Origin of the sequence: Hymenobacter bucti, from assembly GCF_042681145.1 — a bacterium.
GTDB classification, from domain to species: Bacteria; Bacteroidota; Bacteroidia; order Cytophagales; family Hymenobacteraceae; genus Hymenobacter; species Hymenobacter bucti.
The window spans coordinates 349,030-369,324 of the sequence record NZ_JBHUFD010000002.1 but is presented as its reverse complement, the minus strand read 5'-3'; the positions used below and the strand labels follow the sequence as shown (position 1 = coordinate 369,324).

Here is a 20,295-nt window from a genome sequence, read left to right as displayed (position 1 = left end):
GAAACCAGCGTCATTTACTCGTTCGCTAATTCAATTACCCAAACATTCACTCCTTCCTCAACTCACTTTTCCCCCAACTCCCCGCCTCCGTGTATCTTTGCTTACTAGCTATATTATGTGTGGAATAACCGGCGTTTACGCCTTCTCCGATTTGGGCCGCTCGGCCCTGACCCGTCTGCAAGCTGCTACCGACGCCATTGAGCGTCGCGGGCCCGACTCGCAGGGACACTTCGTCTACGACTGCGTCGGGCTAGGCTTTCGCCGGCTGGCCATTCTCGACCTCTCGGCCGATGGCAACCAGCCCATGACCGATGAGTCGGGCCGCTACACCATCATCTTCAACGGTGAAATCTTCAACTACCGCGAGCTGCGTGAGAAGCTGCTGAAGAAAGGCTATCGCTTTCATTCGCAAACTGATACCGAGGTTATTCTGAACCTGTACATCAGCGAGGGGCGTGGGTTTATCAAAAAGCTGAACGGCTTTTTTGGCCTCGCCATCTACGATAAGGAGGAAAACTCGCTCTTCATCGCCCGCGACCGCTATGGCGTGAAGCCCATGCACGTGTACCGTGACGAGGACCAGCTGTTGTTTGGCTCCGAGCTGAAGTCGCTGCTGGCCCTAGGCGTGCCGCGCAAGCTCGACTACGTGGCCCTGAGCCAGTATTTGCAGCTCAACTATATTCCGGGGCCGGCTACCATTTTTAAGGGCGTCAAGAAGCTGCTGCCCGGCCACTACCTCTTTATCCAGGGCGATAAGGTGGTGCGCAAGCGCTGGTACAAGATTCCCTACGACCCTAAGAAGGTCGCCAAAAACAAGCTCACCTACGAGCAGCAGCAGAAAAAGCTGGTGACCCTGATGGACGAGGCCGTGGAGCGCCGCCTCGTGGCCGATGTGCCCCTAGGTTCCTTCCTGAGCGGTGGTATCGACTCGAGCGTGGTCACGGCCTTGGCTACCCGCCACACGCCTCACCTCAACACGTTCAGCATCGGCTTCCGCGATGAGCCCTTCTTCGACGAAACCAAGTACGCCAATCTGGTGGCGAAGATGCACAACACCAACCACACGGTGTTCTCGCTGAGCAACAATGACTTGTACGAGCATTTGTTTCAGATGCTGGACTACCTCGACGAGCCGTTTGCCGACTCGTCGGCCCTGGCCGTGCATGTGCTCAGCCAGCGCACCCGCCAGCACGTGACCGTGGCGCTGAGCGGCGACGGCGCCGACGAGATTTTTGGCGGCTACAACAAGCACATGGGCGACTTTAAGGTGCGCCAGGGCGGCTTCAAGGCCGAAGCCGTCACCGGCCTGAACCTGCTCTGGGACATCCTACCCAAGTCGCGCAACTCGTACTTTGGCAATAAAATCCGGCAGTTTCAGCGCTTCTCGCGCGGTATGCTCAGCGGGCCCAAAGACCGGTACTGGGACTGGGCCAGCTTCGCTTCCGAAAAAGAAGCTAGCAGCCTGCTCAGCCCCGCCAGCCGCCGCAAAGTGGGTAAGAAGCTGGCGGCCAAGCGCCGCAAGGATATTCTGGAGAATATCCACGCCGACGGTGACCTCAACGAGGTGCTGCTCACTGATATGCAGCTGGTGCTGCCCTACGACATGCTCACCAAGGTTGACCTGATGAGCATGGCCAACTCGCTGGAAGTCCGCACACCGTTTCTCGATTATAAGGTCGTTGATTTCGCCTTTTCGCTGCCCGTGAGCAGCAAGGTCGATGGCACGATGAAAAAGAAAATCGTGCAGGACGCCTTCCGGCCCATGCTGCCGCCTGAGCTATACGACCGGCCCAAGCACGGCTTCGAAGTGCCGCTGCTAAAATGGATGCGCGGCGAGCTGCGCCCCCTCATCGAAAAAGACTTGCTGGCTGACGATTTTGTGGCCAGCCAAGGGATTTTCGACGTGGCCGGCGTGCAGCAGCTGAAAAAGCAGCTTTTTTCGAATAACCCCGGCGATGCGCACGCCCGCATTTGGGCGCTGCTGGTATTTCAATACTGGTGGAAAAAATATATGGCTTAGGCTATAAAGCTTGCTGCGGAGGCTTACATTAGCTATCTGAATCGATTGGATAGATACCTTTGAGTGATTCGTGTTAGCCACGAACTAAGCAAAACCTTGATAAAAGCTTGACTTTCAGATGAAAATAGCAGTAGTAGGCACTGGGTATGTCGGATTGGTGACCGGTACGTGCTTTGCCGAGGTTGGCATCGACGTTACGTGCATTGACATCGACCAAAAGAAAATCGACAACCTGCACAACGGCATCCTGCCCATCTACGAGCCGGGCTTGGAGGAGATGGTAGCGCGCAACGTTAAAGCGGGGCGCCTGCAATTCTCTACCTCTTTGGCCGACAGCATTAAGGGCGCCGACATTGCGTTTATTGCCGTGGGCACCCCGCCCGGCGAAGACGGCTCGGCCGACCTAAAGTATGTGCTGGCCGTGGCCCGCGGCATCGGCGAAAACATAGATAACTACTGCGTAGTCGTTACCAAAAGCACGGTGCCCGTGGGCACGGCAGCCAAGGTGCGCGCCGAAGTAGAAGGCGCCCTAGGTAAGCGCGGAGCCGCCGTAGAGTTCGACGTAGCGTCTAACCCCGAGTTTCTGAAGGAAGGGGCGGCGATTGATGACTTCCTCAAGCCCGACCGCATCGTGGTCGGCATTAGCTCCGAGCGGGCCGAGGAAGCTATGCGCCGGCTGTACAAGCCCTTCCTGCTCAACGGCCACCCGATTATCTTCATGGATATTCCGTCGGCCGAGATGACCAAGTACGCCGCCAACTCAATGCTGGCCACCAAAATCTCGTTCATGAACGATATCGCCAACCTGTGCGAAATCATGGGCGCCGACGTGAACAAGGTGCGCCAGGGCATCGGCTCCGATGCTCGCATTGGCACCAAGTTCATTTATCCCGGCATCGGCTACGGCGGCTCCTGCTTCCCAAAAGATGTGAAAGCCCTGATAAAAACGGCGCAGGAAAACGGCTATCAGATGCAGGTGCTGCAAGCCGTGGAAGGCGTGAACGAAGCCCAGAAAGAGGTGCTGTTCAACAAGGTGAAGAAGCACTTCGGCGGCGATTTGCGAGGAAAGAAGTTCGCAGTTTGGGGCCTGTCGTTCAAGCCCAAAACGGATGATATGCGCGAGGCACCCTCGCTCGTTATCATCGAGAAGCTGCTGGCCGAAGGCGCCACGGTATCAGCCTACGACCCGGTGGCCGTGAAGGAAGCCAAGCACACCCTAGGCGACACTATTAACTACGCCAAAGACCAGTTTGAGGCCCTAGTAGACGCCGACGCGCTGCTGGTGGTGACGGAGTGGCCCGAGTTCCGGTCGCCCTCCTTTGAGGTAGTGGGCCGCCTGCTCAAGCAAAAAGTCATCTTCGACGGCCGCAACATCTACGACCCCGCCGAGCTCAAGGAGCTGGGTTTTGCCTACCATTGCATTGGGGTGCGAACCGACCACAAGGAGCCGGTAGCCTAAGTATTATTTGTCATGCAGAGCGCGGCGAAGCATCTCGCGTAGCGCAGTAATAAATGACAGACTAGTTTACTACGCCACGCGAGATGCTTCGCTGCGCTCTGCATGACAACGATATAATCAACCTGACATGGCTGACACTTCCGAAAAAAAGCGCGTACTCATTACCGGCGGGGCCGGGTTCTTGGGCTCGCACCTCTGCGACCGTTTTCTGGCCGAGGGGTACCACGTGATTGCGATGGACAACCTCATTACGGGTAACCTCGCCAACATCGAGCACCTGTTCAAGCGCGAGGATTTTGAGTTTCACCACCACGACGTCAGCAAGTTTGTGTTCGTGCCGGGTAAGCTCGACTATATTCTGCACTTCGCATCGCCCGCATCGCCCATCGACTACCTCAAGATTCCGATTCAGACCCTGAAAGTCGGCTCCTTGGGTACCCACAATCTGCTGGGCTTGGCCCGCGTGAAGGGTGCCCGCATGCTGATTGCCAGCACCTCGGAGGTCTACGGCGATCCCGAAGTGCACCCGCAGGTAGAAGAGTACTGGGGCAACGTGAACCCAGTGGGCCCGCGCGGCTGCTACGACGAGGCCAAACGCTTTCAGGAAGCCATCACGATGGCCTACCATAACCACCACGGCCTCGAAACGCGCATTATCCGCATCTTCAACACCTACGGCCCGCGCATGCGCCTCGACGATGGCCGCGTGCTGCCCGCTTTCCTCTCGCAGGCGCTGAAAGGCGAGAACCTGACTGTGTTCGGCGACGGCTCACAAACGCGCTCGTTCTGCTACGTCGACGACCTAGTGGATGGTATCTACCGCCTGCTGCTCAGCGACTACCACATGCCGGTGAATATTGGTAACCCGGCGGAAATCACCATCAAGCAGTTTGGCGAAGAAATCGCCAAGCTCACAGGCGTCGAGTTTAAGCCAACTTACCAGGCCCTGCCCGAAAACGACCCCATGAAGCGCCGGCCCGACATCACCAAGGCCAAGGAAATATTGGGCTGGGAGCCCAAGGTGGACCGCGCCGAAGGCCTGCGCCGCACGCTGGAGTACTTCAAAGAGCACGTGAAGTAAGCCTAGGGCTTGCTACCTTAGAAGCGGAGTTGGCTACGGGCCAGCTCCGCTTTTTTTGTGATGACTGCTTATCCTGCTCCGCATTTACTGACGTTTTCGCAAATTGGTGAGGCTGACATTGGGTATCTGTCGGTGTCGGAAAGTGCAGAGCCGCCCCTGCCTTTTGCCGTGCAGCGGGTGTTCTGGACCTACTACACCCCCGACAACATCCTGCGGGGCCGCCACGCGCACCGCGCCACCGAGCACGTGCTGCTGGCCGTGGCGGGCCGCATCGTAGTAACGCTGGAGCACGCCAGCGGCCGGCTGGAAATATTCAGCCTGGAAAGCCCCCACGTTGGCCTCTACGTGCCGCCCCACGTGTGGCACACCATGCAGTACTCGCCGGGCGCGGTGCAGCTGGCCCTGGCCTCGCGGCCCTTTGCGGAAGACGATTACATTCGGGAGTATCCGGAGTTTCGGGAAGTGTGGGGGTAGCAACCAGCAAGCGTGCGCCTAGGTGGCTGCCAGGCGCGCCGCCAAGCTCCACTTGCGCAGCGCGGCCGCTGCTTTTGCCAACCAGCCTACCTATGGGCGTTTATCGTGAATAATCCTACTATCCCGTTTTTTTCGTCGCAGCCCATGCACACGGCCATGCGGGAAGAAGCCCTGGAAGCCATGCGCCGGGTCTACGACTCGCAGTGGTACGTTCTGGGGCCAGAGGTGACTGAGTTCGAGCGTGTATACTGCGAGTTTAATCACGTAGCCCACACCGTAGGGGTAGGCAGTGGGCTGGAAGCACTTACGCTGGCCCTGCGCGCCCTGGGTATCGGCCCTGGCTATGAAGTGCTGGTGCCCTCCAACACCTACATCGCCACCTGGCTGGCCGTGACGCATGCCGGCGCCACCCCCGTGCCCGTGGAGCCCGACCCCGCCACCAGTAACCTCGACCCGGCCAACCTGGCCGCCGCCCTCACGCCCCGCACCCGCGCCATTATGCCGGTGCACCTGTATGGGCAGCCCTGCCAAATGCCGGAGATACTGGCTTTTGCCCGGCAGCACGGCCTGCTGGTAGTGGAGGATAATGCCCAGGCGCAGGGCGCGACTTTCAATGGGCAGCTGACGGGCAGCTTCGGCGACGCCGGCGCCACTAGCTTTTACCCCACCAAAAACCTGGGCGCCCTAGGCGACGCCGGCGCCATCACGACCAATGATGCCGACTTGGCGCAGCAGCTACGCTTGCTGCGCAGCTACGGCTCAGCGCAAAAAAACCAGCACGAGCTCCTAGGTTATAATTCGCGCCTCGATGAGTTGCAAGCGGCCCTCCTGCTCGTGAAGCTGCGCCACCTATGTATCTGGACCCGTCAGCGCCGGCAGCTAGCGGCCTGGTATACCGCGCACCTCGCCGGTTTGCCTGGCCTGCGACTGCCGGCCCCAGCGGCGGGCGCCGAGCCAGTATGGCACCTCTACGTGGTGCACACGGCTCGGCGGGCGGCCCTGCAGCAGCACCTGGCCGCGCAGGGCATCGGTACGCTAGTGCATTACCCCGTGCCCCCGCACTTGCAGCCGGCTTATGCGCACCTAGGGCTGCCGGCCGGGGCGCTGCCCATTGCGGAAAGCCTAGCGGCTACCTGCCTGAGCCTGCCGCTGTGGCCGGGTATGACCGAGGCAATGGTCGCGACGGTAGGGCGGGCAATCCGGGCCTTTTACGCAAGCTAAAGAGCGGCGAGCGGCGGCCAAAACTGGCGAATTATCAGTTTGGTAAGCCCCGTGGCGGGTGGCCGCGCCGGTCGCAGAGCGGAGCGGGTTGTTTGGGAGTGGGCAATCGGTGGGTCTACTACTGATTCAAAAAAGTGTACCTTTGCACTGGCAAACAATCTGCCCGTGGCGCTTTACAATAGCTACTACTATCATTCTTACTTTTTATGGCACAATCGAGTATCGTTATTACGTCCATCTTTGCCCCTACCGAGGCCGTTGCGAAATTTGCCAAATTGCCTGACTACCAGTTAGTAGTAGCGGGCGATAAAAAGTCGCCGGCCGATTGGAGCGAACCTAACGTAACGTATCTCTCGGTAGCCGACCAGGAAGCTGCCGGCTTTCGCCTGAGCGCGAAGCTGCCCTTCAACCACTACGGCCGCAAGATGATGGGCTACCTGCACGCTATTAAAGGTGGCGCGCAGGTAATTATTGATACCGACGACGATAACATTCCTTACGAGGGCTGGGAATTTCCAGCTACGGAGGGCACGTTTGCTACTTCGCCGGCTGGCAAAGGCTTCGTGAATATCTACAAGAACTTCACCAGCCACCACATCTGGCCCCGCGGCTACCCGCTCGACCTCATCCTCAACAAGGACCACAACCTCAAGGAGGAGGAGCTAACCCAGGAAACTGCCAAAATTGGTATCTGGCAGGGTCTGGCCGACAGCGACCCCGATGTCGACGCCATCTACCGCCTGATTGATAACACGGAGATTTTCTTCGACAAGCGCGCGCCTATCGTGCTGGCCGAAGGCACGCTGTGCCCCTTCAACTCGCAGAATACGGCCGTGCGTAGCGAACTATTCGCGCTGCTCTACCTGCCGGCCTACGTTACGTTCCGCTTCACCGATATTCTGCGCGGCCTGGTGGCCCAGCCCATTATGTGGGCGCACGGCTACCGCCTGGGCTTCACCGAAGCCACGGTGATTCAGGTACGCAACCCGCACGATTACGTGAAGGACTTTGAGTCGGAGATTCCGTGCTACCTGCACCCCAACCGCGTGATTGCGGCCGTGCAGCGCGCCATCAGCCCCGCCAATACGGTAGGGGAGAACCTGCGCCTCGCCTACGCCGAACTGGCGAAGGAGAACATTGTGACCGCCCAGGAAATCGAGCTGCTCGACCTCTGGCTGGCCGACGTAGCGGCTCTTACTAAGTAGTACATCGCAATGCAGGAATTTCCTTCCGTTTCGGTCGTTATCCCGTCCTGGAATCAGGGGCGATTCATCGGCCGCACGCTCGATAGTATTTTGAAGCAGGATTATCCCGGCTCCATCGAGATTATCGTGTCGGACGGCGGCTCGACCGACGAAACCGTGGACGTGCTCAAGAGCTACGGCGACCGCCTTATTTGGTGGTCGGCCCGCGACCAGGGCTTCGTGGATGCGGTGACGAAGGGCGTGGCGCGTGCAACGGGCGAAATTCTGGCAGTGCAAAGCTCTGACGACTACTACCTGCCGGGGGCGTTTCGGGCAATGGCCCAGGGGTTTCAGCAGTACCCGGAGGCTGGCTTCATTTCGGGGGGCGAATATTCCATCGACCTGGCGGGCAACGTGATGGGCAGTAGCAACCCGGTCGGTGAGATTACTCCGCGCACCATTCTGTTCCAGACGGTGCCACCTCAGCACGCGACGTTCGTGCGGCGGCGGTTTTTTGAGGAAACCGGCGGCATGCGCCGCGAGGTCGACATGTGCGCCGACATCGACCAGTGGTACCGGGTATCGCACCTGGCACCGGGCCACTACATCCCCGAGATGGTGGCCGTGTACCAGCTGCACCCCGACCAGCGCACCGTTACCAGCGACAAATGGTACCCCAATCTGATGAAGATGGTGGAACTCTGCGAGCAGGAACCGCGGTACGGGAGTAAGTTTCGCCTCACCGACGAGGAGCGCCGCAACCTGTACACCTACTGGGAAATCAACTGGACGGGCAAGCGCGACATGCAGCTGGCCCGCCCCATTGCCTTTGCCAAGCTGCCCGACCTGCTCAGCTACAGCCCCCGCACCCGCCGCATGATACTGGGTGCCAGCATCAACCCCATGCTGAAAAAGCTTATTCCGGGGGGGCTGCTGCGCGCCATGCAGCCCGTGCCTGCCAAGGCTGCCGAACTCAACCTGAACTGGTGGCAGCACTAGCCGGCCCTAGGTCACCCCTGACCCGGTCCGCCGCTACCTAGGACCAAAACCCGGTAAATTTATACTTGACTATCTTCGCGCTTTGCACGACCTTATGGAAAAAGACGCCAAAATCTATATCGCTGGCCACCGTGGAATGGTGGGCTCGGCCATGCTTCGCCGCTTGCAGCAAGCTGGCTTCTCCAACTTCGTAACCCGCACTTCCAGCGAGCTCGACCTGCGCAACCAGCAAGCGGTGAGCGATTTCTTCGCCCAGGAAAAGCCCGACTACGTGGTGCTGGCCGCGGCTAAGGTGGGGGGCATTAACGCCAATAACATCTACCGGGGCGCGTTTTTGTACGAGAACCTGATGATTCAGAACAACGTGATTCACTCGTCCTACCTCAATGGGGTGAAGAAGCTGTTGTTCCTGGGCTCGTCGTGCATCTACCCCAAAATGGCGCCCCAGCCCTTGCAGGAAAACGCGCTGCTCACCGGCGAGCTGGAAAGTACCAACGAGCCCTACGCCATTGCCAAGATTGCGGGCATCAAGATGTGTGATGCTTACCGCAGCCAGTATGGCTGCAACTACATCTCGGCCATGCCTACCAACCTCTACGGCCCGCACGACAACTACGATTTGAAGAACTCGCACGTGCTGCCGGCCCTCATCCGTAAGTTTCACGAAGCCAAGGAAGCCGGCGCGCCCGAGGTAGAAGTGTGGGGCACGGGTACCCCGCGCCGCGAGTTTCTGCACGCCGACGACCTAGCCGATGCCTGCTACTGGCTGCTCGAAAACTACAACGAGCCCGGTCTGGTGAACATTGGTACTGGCGTTGACCTCAGCATCCGCGAGCTTGCCGAGCTAGTGCAGCGCACGGTAGGGCACGAGGGTACTATTCGCTTCAACACCGACTACCCCGACGGCACCCCCCGCAAGCTAATGGATGTAAGCAAACTGGCTGATGCTGGCTGGCGCTACTCTACGGAGCTGGAAAACGGGGTGCAGGCAGTGTACGCTGACTTTGTTCAGCACGAGCAAAAGAATGCTACCGCCGCGTAGTAGCTAATGCGGCTTACCCGCAAGCCAGCTTTGGTGTCTGCTAATAAGTAAAGTAGACCCTAAGCCGAGTTTTGCCAAGCAATTCGCTGAGGCAGCCGAGGCAGGTACAATCTCCCTTATTCCGATTAGGCAGGGAAAGCTCGCTGCGCGGGCTTTCCGAATACTTCCAATTTACTTTACCTATTCTATTTCCTTGTGCAAACTACCGAAGTATTGAAATCAACGTCCCCTGAAACAGTTGGTTTCGACCAGGAGCAGTGGACGGAGGTTATTGAGCCGCGCACCAGTCTGCTCGACCTACGTCTCGGCGACGTGTGGCGCTACCGCGACCTAGTGATGCTGTTCGTGCGGCGCGATTTCGTCTCGAATTACAAGCAGACCATTCTAGGGCCGCTATGGTTTTTCATCCAGCCGCTGCTCACCACCGCCATGTTCTACATCATCTTCGGGCGAGTGGCTGGCGGAAAGCTGGGAACCGATGGTCTACCATCATTCATATTTTACCTGGCTGGTAACACAGTTTGGGGCTACTTCTCTCAAAGCCTCACGTCAGTATCTACTGTATTCACTGCTAATTCGGCCATGTTCAGCAAGGTGTACTTTCCTCGCCTGACCATGCCGCTGTCCATTGTTATTTCCAACTTGGTGCGGTTTGGTATTCAGTTCGGGCTATTCCTGGTAGTGTGGGCTTACTATCTAGTCACCAACCCGCTTGTGCACCCTACTATTTATGCCCTGCTTACTCCAGTGCTAGTGGTGCTGATGGGTCTACTTTCATTAGGCCTAGGTATGATTTTTAGTGCCCTCACTACCAAGTACCGCGACTTGGCTATGCTGCTCACCTTTGGTATTCAACTGGCGCTGTACGCCACGCCAATTATCTACCCACTTTCTACGGTATCACAGAAGTGGCGCTGGCTTGTCTTGGCAAACCCTATGAGCACGATTGCTGAAGTCTTTCGCTTAGGATTTTTGGGTAGGGGTACTTTTAGCTGGATGTACTTGGGATATAGTACTCTGGCCACTCTGGTTATTCTGCTGGCAGGCACAATTATTTTCAATAGAGTAGAAAAGAGCTTCACCGATACAGTATAAGATTATTAGGCTGGTAACAATAGTAAGAAGCCACTCGCTGCCAGTTCTGTAGCAATTAAGTATAAGTATATGAGCGACATTGCAATTAAAGTCGAAGGATTAGGTAAACAGTATCGCTTGGGCGAAATCGGTACGGGCACTATTAGCCACGACCTCAACCGCTGGTGGGCGCAGCTGCGGGGCAAGGAAGACCCCTTTGCCAAAGTAGGTGATGTTAACGACCGCACGCGCAAAGGCGATAGTAACTATGTGTGGTCGCTGCGGGATATTGACTTTGAGGTAAAGAAAGGCGAGGTGTTAGGCATCGTTGGCCGCAACGGGGCCGGCAAGTCCACGCTGCTCAAAATACTGTCGAAGGTAACGACTCCGACTACTGGCAATATCAAGGTAAACGGCCGCATTGCTTCGCTACTCGAAGTAGGTACTGGATTTCACCCCGAGCTAACTGGCCGCGAAAACATCTTCTTGAACGGGGCTATTTTGGGTATGACCAAAGCCGAAATTCGCAGCAAGTTTGATGAGATTGTGGATTTCTCCGGCGTCGAGCGCTACATCGACACGCCCGTGAAGCGTTACAGTAGCGGTATGTACGTACGCCTAGCCTTTGCAGTAGCTGCTTTCCTAGAGCCGGAAATTTTGATTGTTGACGAAGTGCTAGCCGTAGGCGACGCGGAGTTTCAAAAGAAATGCATGGGCCGCATGAAGGATGTAAGCGTAAACGACGGGCGCACGGTACTATTTGTGAGCCATAATATGGCAGCAATGCAAAAGCTCTGTTCTACTGGGTTATTCTTGCAAAATGGAATGGTATTAGCTGATGACAGCATTGATTCTATTGTAGATAGGTATTTAGCCAATAACTACCTTAATAGAAATGAGGTAGTATTAGAAGCTAAGCAGAATCAAGTTGCTAGTGTTATTCGGGTTGAAGTGCTTGACGAAGCTGGAGAAGCTGTGTACGAAGTGGCGATAGGTAAAAAATGGATAATAAAAGTTACCTTCCAAATAGAGCGTGCTGTCAAAGAAATGGTTTCTTCAATTGGAATAGTAAGTCCAGCTGATGTTTCGATATGTACATCTTGGCAGCGACCTATGAACTTTGCGCCTGGTATTTATTCCACTGAATTTAAACAGAATGATGTTCAGTTTGCAGCTGGCAAATACAGAATATTTGTAGCACTAACTATTGGTGGCACGCAAAATATTCAATTCTTAGAAGATGTTGTTAGCTTTAACATTATACCCGTAGTGAAGCAAGCAGATGAAACTATTGTGAGCTATGATGCTGCGACAGGTTTAGTGTTGAATCAACTACAAATGACTACATATCCAGTTAACAACTAAGTTAATTATGATTAAACGCGGCGCCAAATTTCTTAAACGAAATATAAAAAAGCACATACTAGGTGTTTCAGAGGAGAATATAAATGCAAAGGAGTTTCGTGCTAAAGGAGTAAAATTTGCCGGAGGACTTTTTATTAACGGTAAAATTTACGTAGAAAACAAAGGCTCAATAATTATTGGGCACACCTTTCAGGCTAATTCTGGTGTCGATTTTAACACTATTGGTGGCGATACTATACTGAGATTAATTACTTTCACTGAGGAGGCAAAAATTGTTATTGGTGATAACGTTGGTATATCAAATTCGACTATTCTAGCTTGGAATAGAATAGAAATAGGAAACCACGTAATGATAGGTGGTAGTGTGAAAATATGGGATACTAACTTCCATTCATTGAATCCGCTGATAAGAACAAGTGGAATTGATAATGATGTTAAGACTGCTCCAATAAAAATAGATGACTATGCATTCATTGGCGCAGGTAGTATCATATTGAAAGGTGTTCATATTGGTAAAAATGCAATAATTGCTGCTGGAAGTGTAGTAACGAAGAGCATTCCAGCAAATGTTTTGGCTGGAGGAAATCCTTGTAAAGTAATTAAGCAATTGGAATTACCACTACCAGATAATATGCTATAGTAGTAACCAGTTTTTTGGCGCAATATTGCTAGTCTTGATAGCATATTTTTCGAGCCAGATTTCTGGAGCGATAATGATTTTATTCGGATTATTATTCAGCCAAGCTCCCCACCAGCTGAAGGAACTGTTGGCAATAATATTATGCTGGCAGCTACTCATTAGTTGCATATCGCGGTAACTGTTTAAACCAGTGTTGTGCGTGATATAGTGCGCATCGGGCAAGTTAAACTGTTGCTGGCACCAAGAAATATCATCGGAGAAAATAAAGAATGTTGGATTCATCACTTTTGCCTTTACTAGGGAAATTGCCCGCAAATAAAAATCCACGGCAAGCGGCCGGTGCGTAGTAGAAGTCAGATAATCGCCCCGGCGCACATGTACGGCTACCGACTGCGTAGCTTGCATTAGGACCAGTAAGGGCACATTAGGCGAATCGGCTGGTAATGCCGGGAAGCTGAAATCTTTGCGAATAGTAGACTCATAATCAATGAAATACTTTTCATTCTGCCAATCGCTTGCCAAGCTGAGCACTGTGGCCTGATGAGTTTTAAAATCTGATTGGTACTGCAGTAGACTAGTTTCTGCTACAGTTTTAAAAGATGTCGGTAATCCAAGCGAGACACGCACCTTGTCGTAATTTCGCCGGATGAACCCACGGCTATTGTCTTCTAGCTTGCGTAGCTTACTACCTGATATTCTGGACAACTGCTGGGCCATAACTGCTGGGAATAATTCGATGTGTACTTCCTGCTCGTGTGCCTGCTTACTAAGAGTTTCCTCAAAAAAAACAGTACTAAGTACCAGCTTCGTGTTGTGGCGTAATGCGGCAGCGCGGCCAGCAGCATACTGGAACATTTGATTGCCCAGGCCACCAGTTAGTCGGATGATTACCATGAAAATGTATTGGCTTATGCAAGCGGTAGAGCGACAAAATTACTTCTCCCGCTCAAACGCCTCTATATGCCAACCCAATTAGCGCATGAGAAAAAAGATTGTATTTGTTTCACACGAAGCAACTCGTACCGGTGCGCCTATCTTGTTATTAAACATTCTGAGGCATTTGCGCGAACAGTTATCTTACGATTTTGTAGTAGTACTAGGTAAGGACGGGCCTATTCGGCCTCAGTTTGAGCAAGTCGCACAAGTGGTAACATATCCGGCGCTCTTGGCCTCCGGGCACTTTGCTGGGGGCCTACAGCGGCTAGGTGTGCTAGACCGATATAATAAGAGCCAGTATCAGAAAGCTTTTGCCTTTAAGGACGTAGAAGTAATATTTTCTAATACCATCGTCAATGGTGAGCTAGTTGATAAGATACGTAGTGTCTGCCAGGCTCGCGTCATCACGTATGTGCATGAGCTAGCATACATTATTCAAACCTTTGACCCCGCAATCATTCAGAAGACCCTGCAGCAAACCAGCTTATTTCTGGCTGGGTCAACAGCTGTCCAACGCCAGTTAATAAGCATGAATGTAGCTCCTGAGCGAGTACAGGTAGTACCTTCCAGTATTCCGGTGGCGTCAATAGCTGAAGATTTAGCAGCTATTGAGACTGATAGTGTGAGGTTTGCGCTAAAGCTAGCTGTACATGAGCAACTAGTTGTAGCAGTTGGTACTGCCGATTGGCGTAAAGGCAATGACTTATTTATGCAAATGGCCGCGCAGGTAGCTTTAAATCAGCCGCATGTTCATTTTGCCTGGGTAGGAGTGTCGCCGGGCACAATAGAACACTTGCGAATGAGCTATGAAATTCAGCATTATAAGCTGGAAGGGCGGTTCCATTTGGTCCCCGTCACATCGGAGTATCTAAAATACATAGCCTCTGCTGATGTATTTGTTCTGCCTTCCCGCGAAGACCCTTTTCCATTGGTAGTGCTGGAAGCCGCTGCTGCTGGCAAGCCGGTGGTTTGCTTCGCAGAAGCGGGCGGCACCCCTGATTTTGTCGGTACTACTAATGGCGAGGTCGTGCCCTACGGCGATATTACGGCAATGAGTAGCGCAGTTGCCACCTTGCTCAGCAATCACTCGACCCGCCAGCAAAAAGGTGCTAATGCGCGTGCAACGGTGCAGCAGGACTACAATACGCCACAGGTGGCCGCTCGGATAGCGCGCTTAATGACATTACCCGTATCGTGGTGAAGATGTCTTTATCATATATAAATCACCTGTCAGGGGGGATTACTCACTTTATTAACAACGATTTTGGTGCGTCAGTCTGATTTAGTTGCTACAACCTGCGTTATCGGGGGAAATGGGTTTATTGGTCGGGCAGTAGTCAATGCGCTGCTAACTCAGCGGCGTAGTGTCATTGTAGTCGGGCGTACGCCCTTGCTTACGCCTTTGCCCGACGGGGTGGAATATATTGTGAGCAACGCAGATAATAAGAACAGTTCATTGCGAGAAGCCCTAAGCCGAGCTGATGAAGTTATCAATCTGGCATATGCTACCATTCCTCAAACTAGCTTCCAGCATCCTGTTGATGACATTGTGCTGAACCTGCCGGAAGCAGTACAACTGTTTGAGATGGCAGCAGCGCTACCTATTCGCAAGTTCTTGGTAGTATCGTCGGGTGGCACGGTGTATGGCCGTGCATCCATCTCCCCGCTTACGGAAGAACACCCTACGCTTCCGCTTTCCCCTTACGGTATCACCAAGCTAGCCATTGAGAAGTACGCACACATGTACTTTGATAATCGAGGCTTGCCTGCTGTCAGTGTGCGGCCGTCTAATGCGTTTGGGGCTGGTCAGCGGCCCTATGTGGGACAAGGGTTTATAGCAACCGCTATGGCCTCTATACTTGACGGACGCACAGTCAATATTTTTGGAGAGCACGGCACTGTTCGGGATTATCTATACGTGGTAGATATGGCCGAGGGTATTGTAGCGGCTCTGCTGGCTGGCATACCTGGTGAGGTATACAATATTGGAAGCGGCATTGGCCTGACTAACAAGCAAGTATTGGAAGCAATAGCACCCTTAGCAGCCCAGATAGGTTTGAAAGTAAAAACGGAAGTGCTACCTCCTCGGCCGTTTGATGTACCTGTCAATATTTTAGACAGTAGTAAATTGCAAGATTTAACGGGGTGGGGAAGTAAAACCAGCTTTGCTACTGCTTTACAGCAAACTTGGGATTGGTATAGACAGCGCACGATTAAATAAACACTTAACTATAAGTTATATGCCTTCCAAAGTTTCCGTTATTCTGCCGAACTACAACCACGCTCGGTTTTTGCCGCAGCGGATTGAATCAATACTCACGCAGAGCTTTGCCGATTTTGAGTTGTTATTGCTGGATGACTGCTCACCCGATAACAGCCGGGAAATTATCAAGCAGTATGCCGCTCAGGATGCCCGCATCCAGACAGTATTTAATGAGAAGAACAGCGGTAGTACTTTCAAGCAGTGGAATAAGGGAATTGCGTTGGCTAAGGGCGAGTATGTTTGGTTGGCCGAAAGTGATGACTTTGCCGCGCCCGATTTTTTAGAAACTTTACTGGCCCGACTGGAAAGCGACGAAGAAATAGTGCTGGCCTATGCTAACTCAGTAGATATTGACGAGAACGGCACCGTGACGGAGGGCACGTGGGAGGAATTCCTTACCGAGCTTGACCCTATGTGGACGCATGATTTTGTGACTGACGGGCTTGCGCTGGTGCGGCGGTTTATGGCATACCGTAATATTATTCCGAATGCCAGCGCGGTGCTTATCCGGGCCAGTGCCCTGCGCGCAATCGGGCCTGCTCCTGAGGACTATCGCGTTACGGGTGATTGGCTAATGTGGGCGCGCCTGCTCGCGCATGGTAAAGTGGCCTATGTATCTAGGCCGCTCAATTATTTCCGCTCACACCGCAATACTGCCCGTAGCAAAAATTATGAAAATGGGCTGAGTATCGAGGAAGCAAGCCGGGTGTTGCAAATTATTCATAGCTACGGCGATACCGACCCGACTTCTCGGCAAAAAGCCATTGCACTTCTGCTGGAAATATGGTATCAGGCTACTATGTATCACCGTGTGCCTTGGAGCCGCCACAAGGCAATCTACCGCAACCTAGTGGCCGTTGACCCTCAATTTAGGCGGATGATAACTAGTACGTTCGGGCGAAAATTTTTTAAAAATGCTAGTGGCCTGCGTATCCTGCTAGGCGACCGGCTTATTTATCCTTTGTTAGGCCGAAAAAAACCTGGTGCTCTTTAGTAGAAAATAGTGGCGTAATGATATATAGGCGCCAAACACCTGTTTATCGAAGATTAGCCGACGGCCTGCCAAATACTAAGTGCAATGTTTGTTTCCATTATCGTACCCAACTACAACCATGCACCCTACTTGGCCGAGCGCATCGACTCTATACTGGCCCAGACGCACCAGCAGTTTGAGTTGATATTGCTCGACGACTGCTCGACCGACGATAGCCGCGCTGTACTGGAGCGCTATCGCCACCACCCTAGGGTGAACCAAGTGGTCTTTAACACCGAGAACAGCGGCACTACATTCAAGCAGTGGGCCAAGGGCATCGAGTTGGCCCAGTACGAGTGGATATGGCTGGCTGAGAGCGACGATTGGTGCGAGCCAACACTGCTCGAAACCCTGATAGCGGGCATCACACCGGCTACGTGCATTGCCTTTTGCATGTCGGTGGCCATCAAAGGCAACGATATCCTGTACGTGAATCAGAGCAAGTTCCTGCACCAAACTCTGCGTGGGCTGGACTTTGTGCGCGAAAGGATGCTGCGCATCACGGCCATTTCCAATGCCAGCCAGGCTATCTTCCGCAAGGAGGTGTACTACAAGATTGACAAGAGCTTTACCACCTACAAGTTCTCTGGCGACTATCTATTTTGGATGCTGGTAGCCCAGCACGGCGAAGTATACATTGCGGGCAAATACCTGAACTACTTCCGCAAGCACGACAAAGACGTAACAAGCCCCTCACTAAAGAACGGCCAGGCCTACCGCGAGTACCTGCGGATTATGCGCACTGTCCAAGACCACGCCATTATCAGCGACGAGGAGCGGGTGCGGCTGCTGATTCTAAAATTCAACGAGCTGCTGTGGGACAATCGGGTCGAGGAGCTATATAGAAAAGAAATAAGTGCTCTGTACCATGCCGACTTGGGCAATCAACTATTTAGCACCCGCACATACCAGTTAATGGGCAAGCGCAGCTATGCCAAGGTACTGTTGCATCGCCTATTTTCAACGAAACAGTGAGGGGCGTTGCCAGGGTAGTAGCATATGACTGCCAACTTATCTAAGTAATTGAGTATTTATAATGGAACCAGAAGCAAAAAAGTCTCCTGTTCGTTTTTATGAAATAGACTTTCTGCGATTCCTTGCAGCAATTCTAGTGGTGATTTACCATTACACATTTATTGGGTACAACCTGTCTCATCTAAGTCCAGTGAGATACGAATATCTAGAGCCAGTCACTAAATATTTTTATTTAGGAGTAGAGCTGTTTTTTGTTATATCTGGGTATGTCGTTTTGATGTCGGCGTATAATAAAACACTTAAACAATTCTTCATATCACGCGTAATTCGTTTGTATCCGGCATTCTGGGTGGCTTGTACCCTTACGTTTATAGTTGTTCTTATGTTTGGCCCAAGCCGACAAAGCTTGGCTTGGTCAGAGAATATGCATCTGACCAACGTACAGTACATTGTAAACATGACCATGCTCCAAGGATTTCTGGGCTACAATGATATTGATGAGGCGTACTGGACACTTACTACCGAAATTAGCTTCTACTTTTTAATTAGCTTATTATTGTCTTATGGATTATTTAAGCACCTTGGTGTATTTTTAGCTTTGTGGCTGCTTTATACAGCTGCCACCCATTTGACAGTTGCTGTAAAAACACCTTTTCATTACTTATTTATTCCAAAGTATAGCGCCTTCTTTATCGCTGGAATGCTCTTCTATTTGCTTCAGAATAGCATAATGCCACTCAAAAAGGTTTATAGTTTGTTATTCTTGACATTTCTGTTATGCCTACGTAGTGCTTGGGTTGAAGCAAAAGTTCATACTCAGGTATTTCATCAATATTATTCAGCAACTATCGTTTTATTAGTAGTGGCTGCTATTTTCATGGTTTTTTGGTTGATAATAAAGCGCAAGATAAATATGCAGCGCTTTTCTTGGCTAGGTTGGCTGGGAAGTATTACGTATCCATTGTATCTGCTGCATAGTAATATCGGTTATATTATTTTGCAGAGAACGGGTGCATATCTTAATAAGTATGTATTATTAGTAATTATTATCGGATTTATGTTATTAATGGCTTATTTGTTGAATTTCTTTGTTGAAAGAAAAATCAGTAATAATCTTGGTAAGCAGCTTGATAAATTGCTGAGTTCTTTATAGCTTAGAGACTGAATAGGATATGTTACAAACAACATGTGTTGCTAATCTATAGTGTGCTGTGTGCTCTGTAATAAGAATTAGTTGTTCTGTATATGGTGAATCTAATGGAAATAAAATTGTACGAAAAGCCTCCTCTAGTTAAAGTATTTAACTATAAACTTGAGGCGTTAAGGGGAGCGGCTTCTATTCTAGTTATCTGGGGCCATGCGACCCTGAACAATAATATGCTTGATCCTGCATATTCTCCGGTAGATAATTGGTTTCACACAGGCACAGGACATTTAAGTGTTCTAGTATTCTTTGTATTGTCGGGCTATGTTATTGGCTTAGCTCATCCATTGGCACTTACAAAATATACTATTGGTGATTATGTAAAGAAGCGGCTCATTAGAATATACCCTATTTATTTCATGTGCCTTTTGCTAGCTTTAGTAGCTAGTAATTATGATTTCCCATCACTCGCTACTATAGCTGGCCACGTAACAATGACCCAAGGGATATCTACGCCAATTATCTCAGCTATTAGCCCATCTTGGTCGTTGGTGTACGAAATTATATTTTATGTTCTTTTTATCCCCATTTCCATCTTTAGGCTGAATCCTCTCTACGTTGCCTTATTGTCTATTGTAATTGGATGCGTCAACGCTTATTTCGCGCATTCATATGGCTCGCCCATATTACCCAGCTATGCTTTTGGGTTTGTATTCTGGCTAAGTGGCTTAGTGTTGTCAAGAACTTTTTCGACAAAGGGAAGCCCTATTCCATATTCTTATTTGCTAAGCTGTCTCTTCTTGTTTGTGGCAATTGATAAGCTTGATGCACCTTTCACACTTTTTCACAGAATAGGTATTCTGCTATTTGGGAAGGATTTGTCAGTTCTGTCAAACTATAACATCGGCATAATTTCTTTTCGTGATTTAGCATATCTGCCTTACTGTCTGCTTATTCTGGTGATTTTCACAGACAAGAAACTTGCGTATACTAAACTAACATTATTACTATTTATAGTATTGCCCATTTTTACATTTTGGTACTATTACGAGCATTTGTTGATTAGTAATTTGTCATCTATTCTGCTGCCGACTACTGCCTATGCATTAGCATTTAGTTGCTTTGCATTTGCTGGACGAGTGGAAGTAGGCGCGGAGTTTTTGATTAAAAAGCTTGAGAAAACGGGTAGTATTTCATATGGTTTATACATTGTGCATTGCCCTATACTGTTTCTTATGAGCCAAGTATCGGTTTTTTCAGGTACTCCTTTCACGTATGCTATAAGGATGCTCTGCTTCTTGGTACTTTCTGCTTGGGCCGCTTTCATGCTGGAGAAAAGATTCCAACCTTGGATAAAAATGAAATTATATTAAATGGGCTTATTA

18 protein-coding genes are annotated in these 20,295 nt (G+C 51.5%); 17 read left to right on the top strand and 1 reads right to left on the bottom strand.

Annotated features, from left to right (window positions below):
- Positions 1-115: 115 nt before the first annotated feature.
- The 11 genes from asnB (at position 116) to ACFSDX_RS07475 (ending at position 12,559) form a co-directional block, all read left to right on the top strand.
- Entirely contained in the window at positions 116-2,020 is a 1,905-nt protein-coding gene (gene asnB, locus ACFSDX_RS07525; protein WP_382312661.1) for an asparagine synthase (glutamine-hydrolyzing), read from the top strand.
- 118 nt (positions 2,021-2,138) lie between these two features.
- Entirely contained in the window at positions 2,139-3,479 is a 1,341-nt protein-coding gene (locus ACFSDX_RS07520; protein ID WP_382312660.1) for a UDP-glucose dehydrogenase family protein, read from the top strand.
- 127 nt (positions 3,480-3,606) lie between these two features.
- Complete coding sequence (locus tag ACFSDX_RS07515) at positions 3,607-4,560, top strand: UDP-glucuronic acid decarboxylase family protein (RefSeq protein ID WP_382312659.1); 954 nt, start codon at positions 3,607-3,609, stop codon at positions 4,558-4,560.
- 60 nt (positions 4,561-4,620) lie between these two features.
- Positions 4,621-5,034, top strand: a complete 414-nt coding sequence (locus ACFSDX_RS07510) for a sugar 3,4-ketoisomerase (RefSeq protein ID WP_382312658.1) — start codon at positions 4,621-4,623, stop codon at positions 5,032-5,034.
- 105 nt (positions 5,035-5,139) lie between these two features.
- A complete protein-coding gene (locus ACFSDX_RS07505) occupies positions 5,140-6,255 on the top strand; it encodes a DegT/DnrJ/EryC1/StrS family aminotransferase (RefSeq protein WP_382312657.1) in 1,116 nt (371 codons plus the stop codon).
- 206 nt (positions 6,256-6,461) lie between these two features.
- The gene (locus ACFSDX_RS07500) at positions 6,462-7,460 is read left to right on the top strand and encodes an STELLO glycosyltransferase family protein (RefSeq protein ID WP_382312656.1); all 999 of its coding nucleotides are present in this window, start codon (positions 6,462-6,464) and stop codon (positions 7,458-7,460) included.
- 9 nt (positions 7,461-7,469) lie between these two features.
- Positions 7,470-8,438, top strand: a complete 969-nt coding sequence (locus ACFSDX_RS07495) for a glycosyltransferase (protein ID WP_382312655.1) — start codon at positions 7,470-7,472, stop codon at positions 8,436-8,438.
- A 94-nt stretch (positions 8,439-8,532) separates the two neighbouring features.
- A complete protein-coding gene (locus tag ACFSDX_RS07490; RefSeq protein WP_382312654.1) occupies positions 8,533-9,480 on the top strand; it encodes a GDP-L-fucose synthase family protein in 948 nt (315 codons plus the stop codon).
- Between the two features lie 195 nt (positions 9,481-9,675).
- Positions 9,676-10,575 carry an ABC transporter permease gene (locus ACFSDX_RS07485; protein WP_382312653.1) on the top strand — a complete coding sequence of 300 codons (900 nt, stop codon included), beginning with the start codon at positions 9,676-9,678 and terminating at the stop codon, positions 10,573-10,575.
- A 69-nt stretch (positions 10,576-10,644) separates the two neighbouring features.
- The gene (locus ACFSDX_RS07480; RefSeq protein ID WP_382312652.1) at positions 10,645-11,919 is read left to right on the top strand and encodes an ABC transporter ATP-binding protein; all 1,275 of its coding nucleotides are present in this window, start codon (positions 10,645-10,647) and stop codon (positions 11,917-11,919) included.
- Between the two features lie 7 nt (positions 11,920-11,926).
- A complete protein-coding gene (locus tag ACFSDX_RS07475; protein WP_382312651.1) occupies positions 11,927-12,559 on the top strand; it encodes an acyltransferase in 633 nt (210 codons plus the stop codon).
- Here the strand turns inward: ACFSDX_RS07475 and ACFSDX_RS07470 are convergent.
- A complete protein-coding gene (locus ACFSDX_RS07470) occupies positions 12,554-13,453 on the bottom strand; it encodes an alpha-1,2-fucosyltransferase (protein ID WP_382312650.1) in 900 nt (299 codons plus the stop codon). The two genes, ACFSDX_RS07475 and ACFSDX_RS07470, sit on opposite strands and share 6 nt — an antisense overlap.
- Before the next feature lie 85 nt (positions 13,454-13,538).
- Between ACFSDX_RS07470 and ACFSDX_RS07465 the strand changes: the two genes are divergently transcribed.
- From ACFSDX_RS07465 to ACFSDX_RS07440, 6 genes are all read left to right on the top strand, one after another.
- On the top strand, positions 13,539-14,696 hold the full coding sequence (locus ACFSDX_RS07465) for a glycosyltransferase family 4 protein (protein WP_382312649.1): 1,158 nt from the start codon (positions 13,539-13,541) through the stop codon (positions 14,694-14,696).
- A 66-nt stretch (positions 14,697-14,762) separates the two neighbouring features.
- Positions 14,763-15,716: an NAD-dependent epimerase/dehydratase family protein gene (locus tag ACFSDX_RS07460; protein WP_382312648.1), complete on the top strand. Its 954-nt coding sequence runs from the start codon at positions 14,763-14,765 to the stop codon at positions 15,714-15,716.
- 19 nt (positions 15,717-15,735) lie between these two features.
- Complete coding sequence (locus ACFSDX_RS07455) at positions 15,736-16,752, top strand: glycosyltransferase family 2 protein (RefSeq protein ID WP_382312647.1); 1,017 nt, start codon at positions 15,736-15,738, stop codon at positions 16,750-16,752.
- An 84-nt stretch (positions 16,753-16,836) separates the two neighbouring features.
- Positions 16,837-17,766, top strand: coding sequence for a glycosyltransferase family 2 protein (locus ACFSDX_RS07450; protein WP_382312646.1), 930 nt, complete (start codon positions 16,837-16,839; stop codon positions 17,764-17,766).
- Positions 17,767-17,827: 61 nt separating this feature from the next.
- The gene (locus ACFSDX_RS07445) at positions 17,828-18,919 is read left to right on the top strand and encodes an acyltransferase family protein (RefSeq protein ID WP_382312645.1); all 1,092 of its coding nucleotides are present in this window, start codon (positions 17,828-17,830) and stop codon (positions 18,917-18,919) included.
- A gap of 92 nt (positions 18,920-19,011) precedes the next feature.
- Positions 19,012-20,283 carry an acyltransferase family protein gene (locus ACFSDX_RS07440; protein ID WP_382312644.1) on the top strand — a complete coding sequence of 424 codons (1,272 nt, stop codon included), beginning with the start codon at positions 19,012-19,014 and terminating at the stop codon, positions 20,281-20,283.
- Positions 20,284-20,295 lie beyond the last annotated feature (12 nt).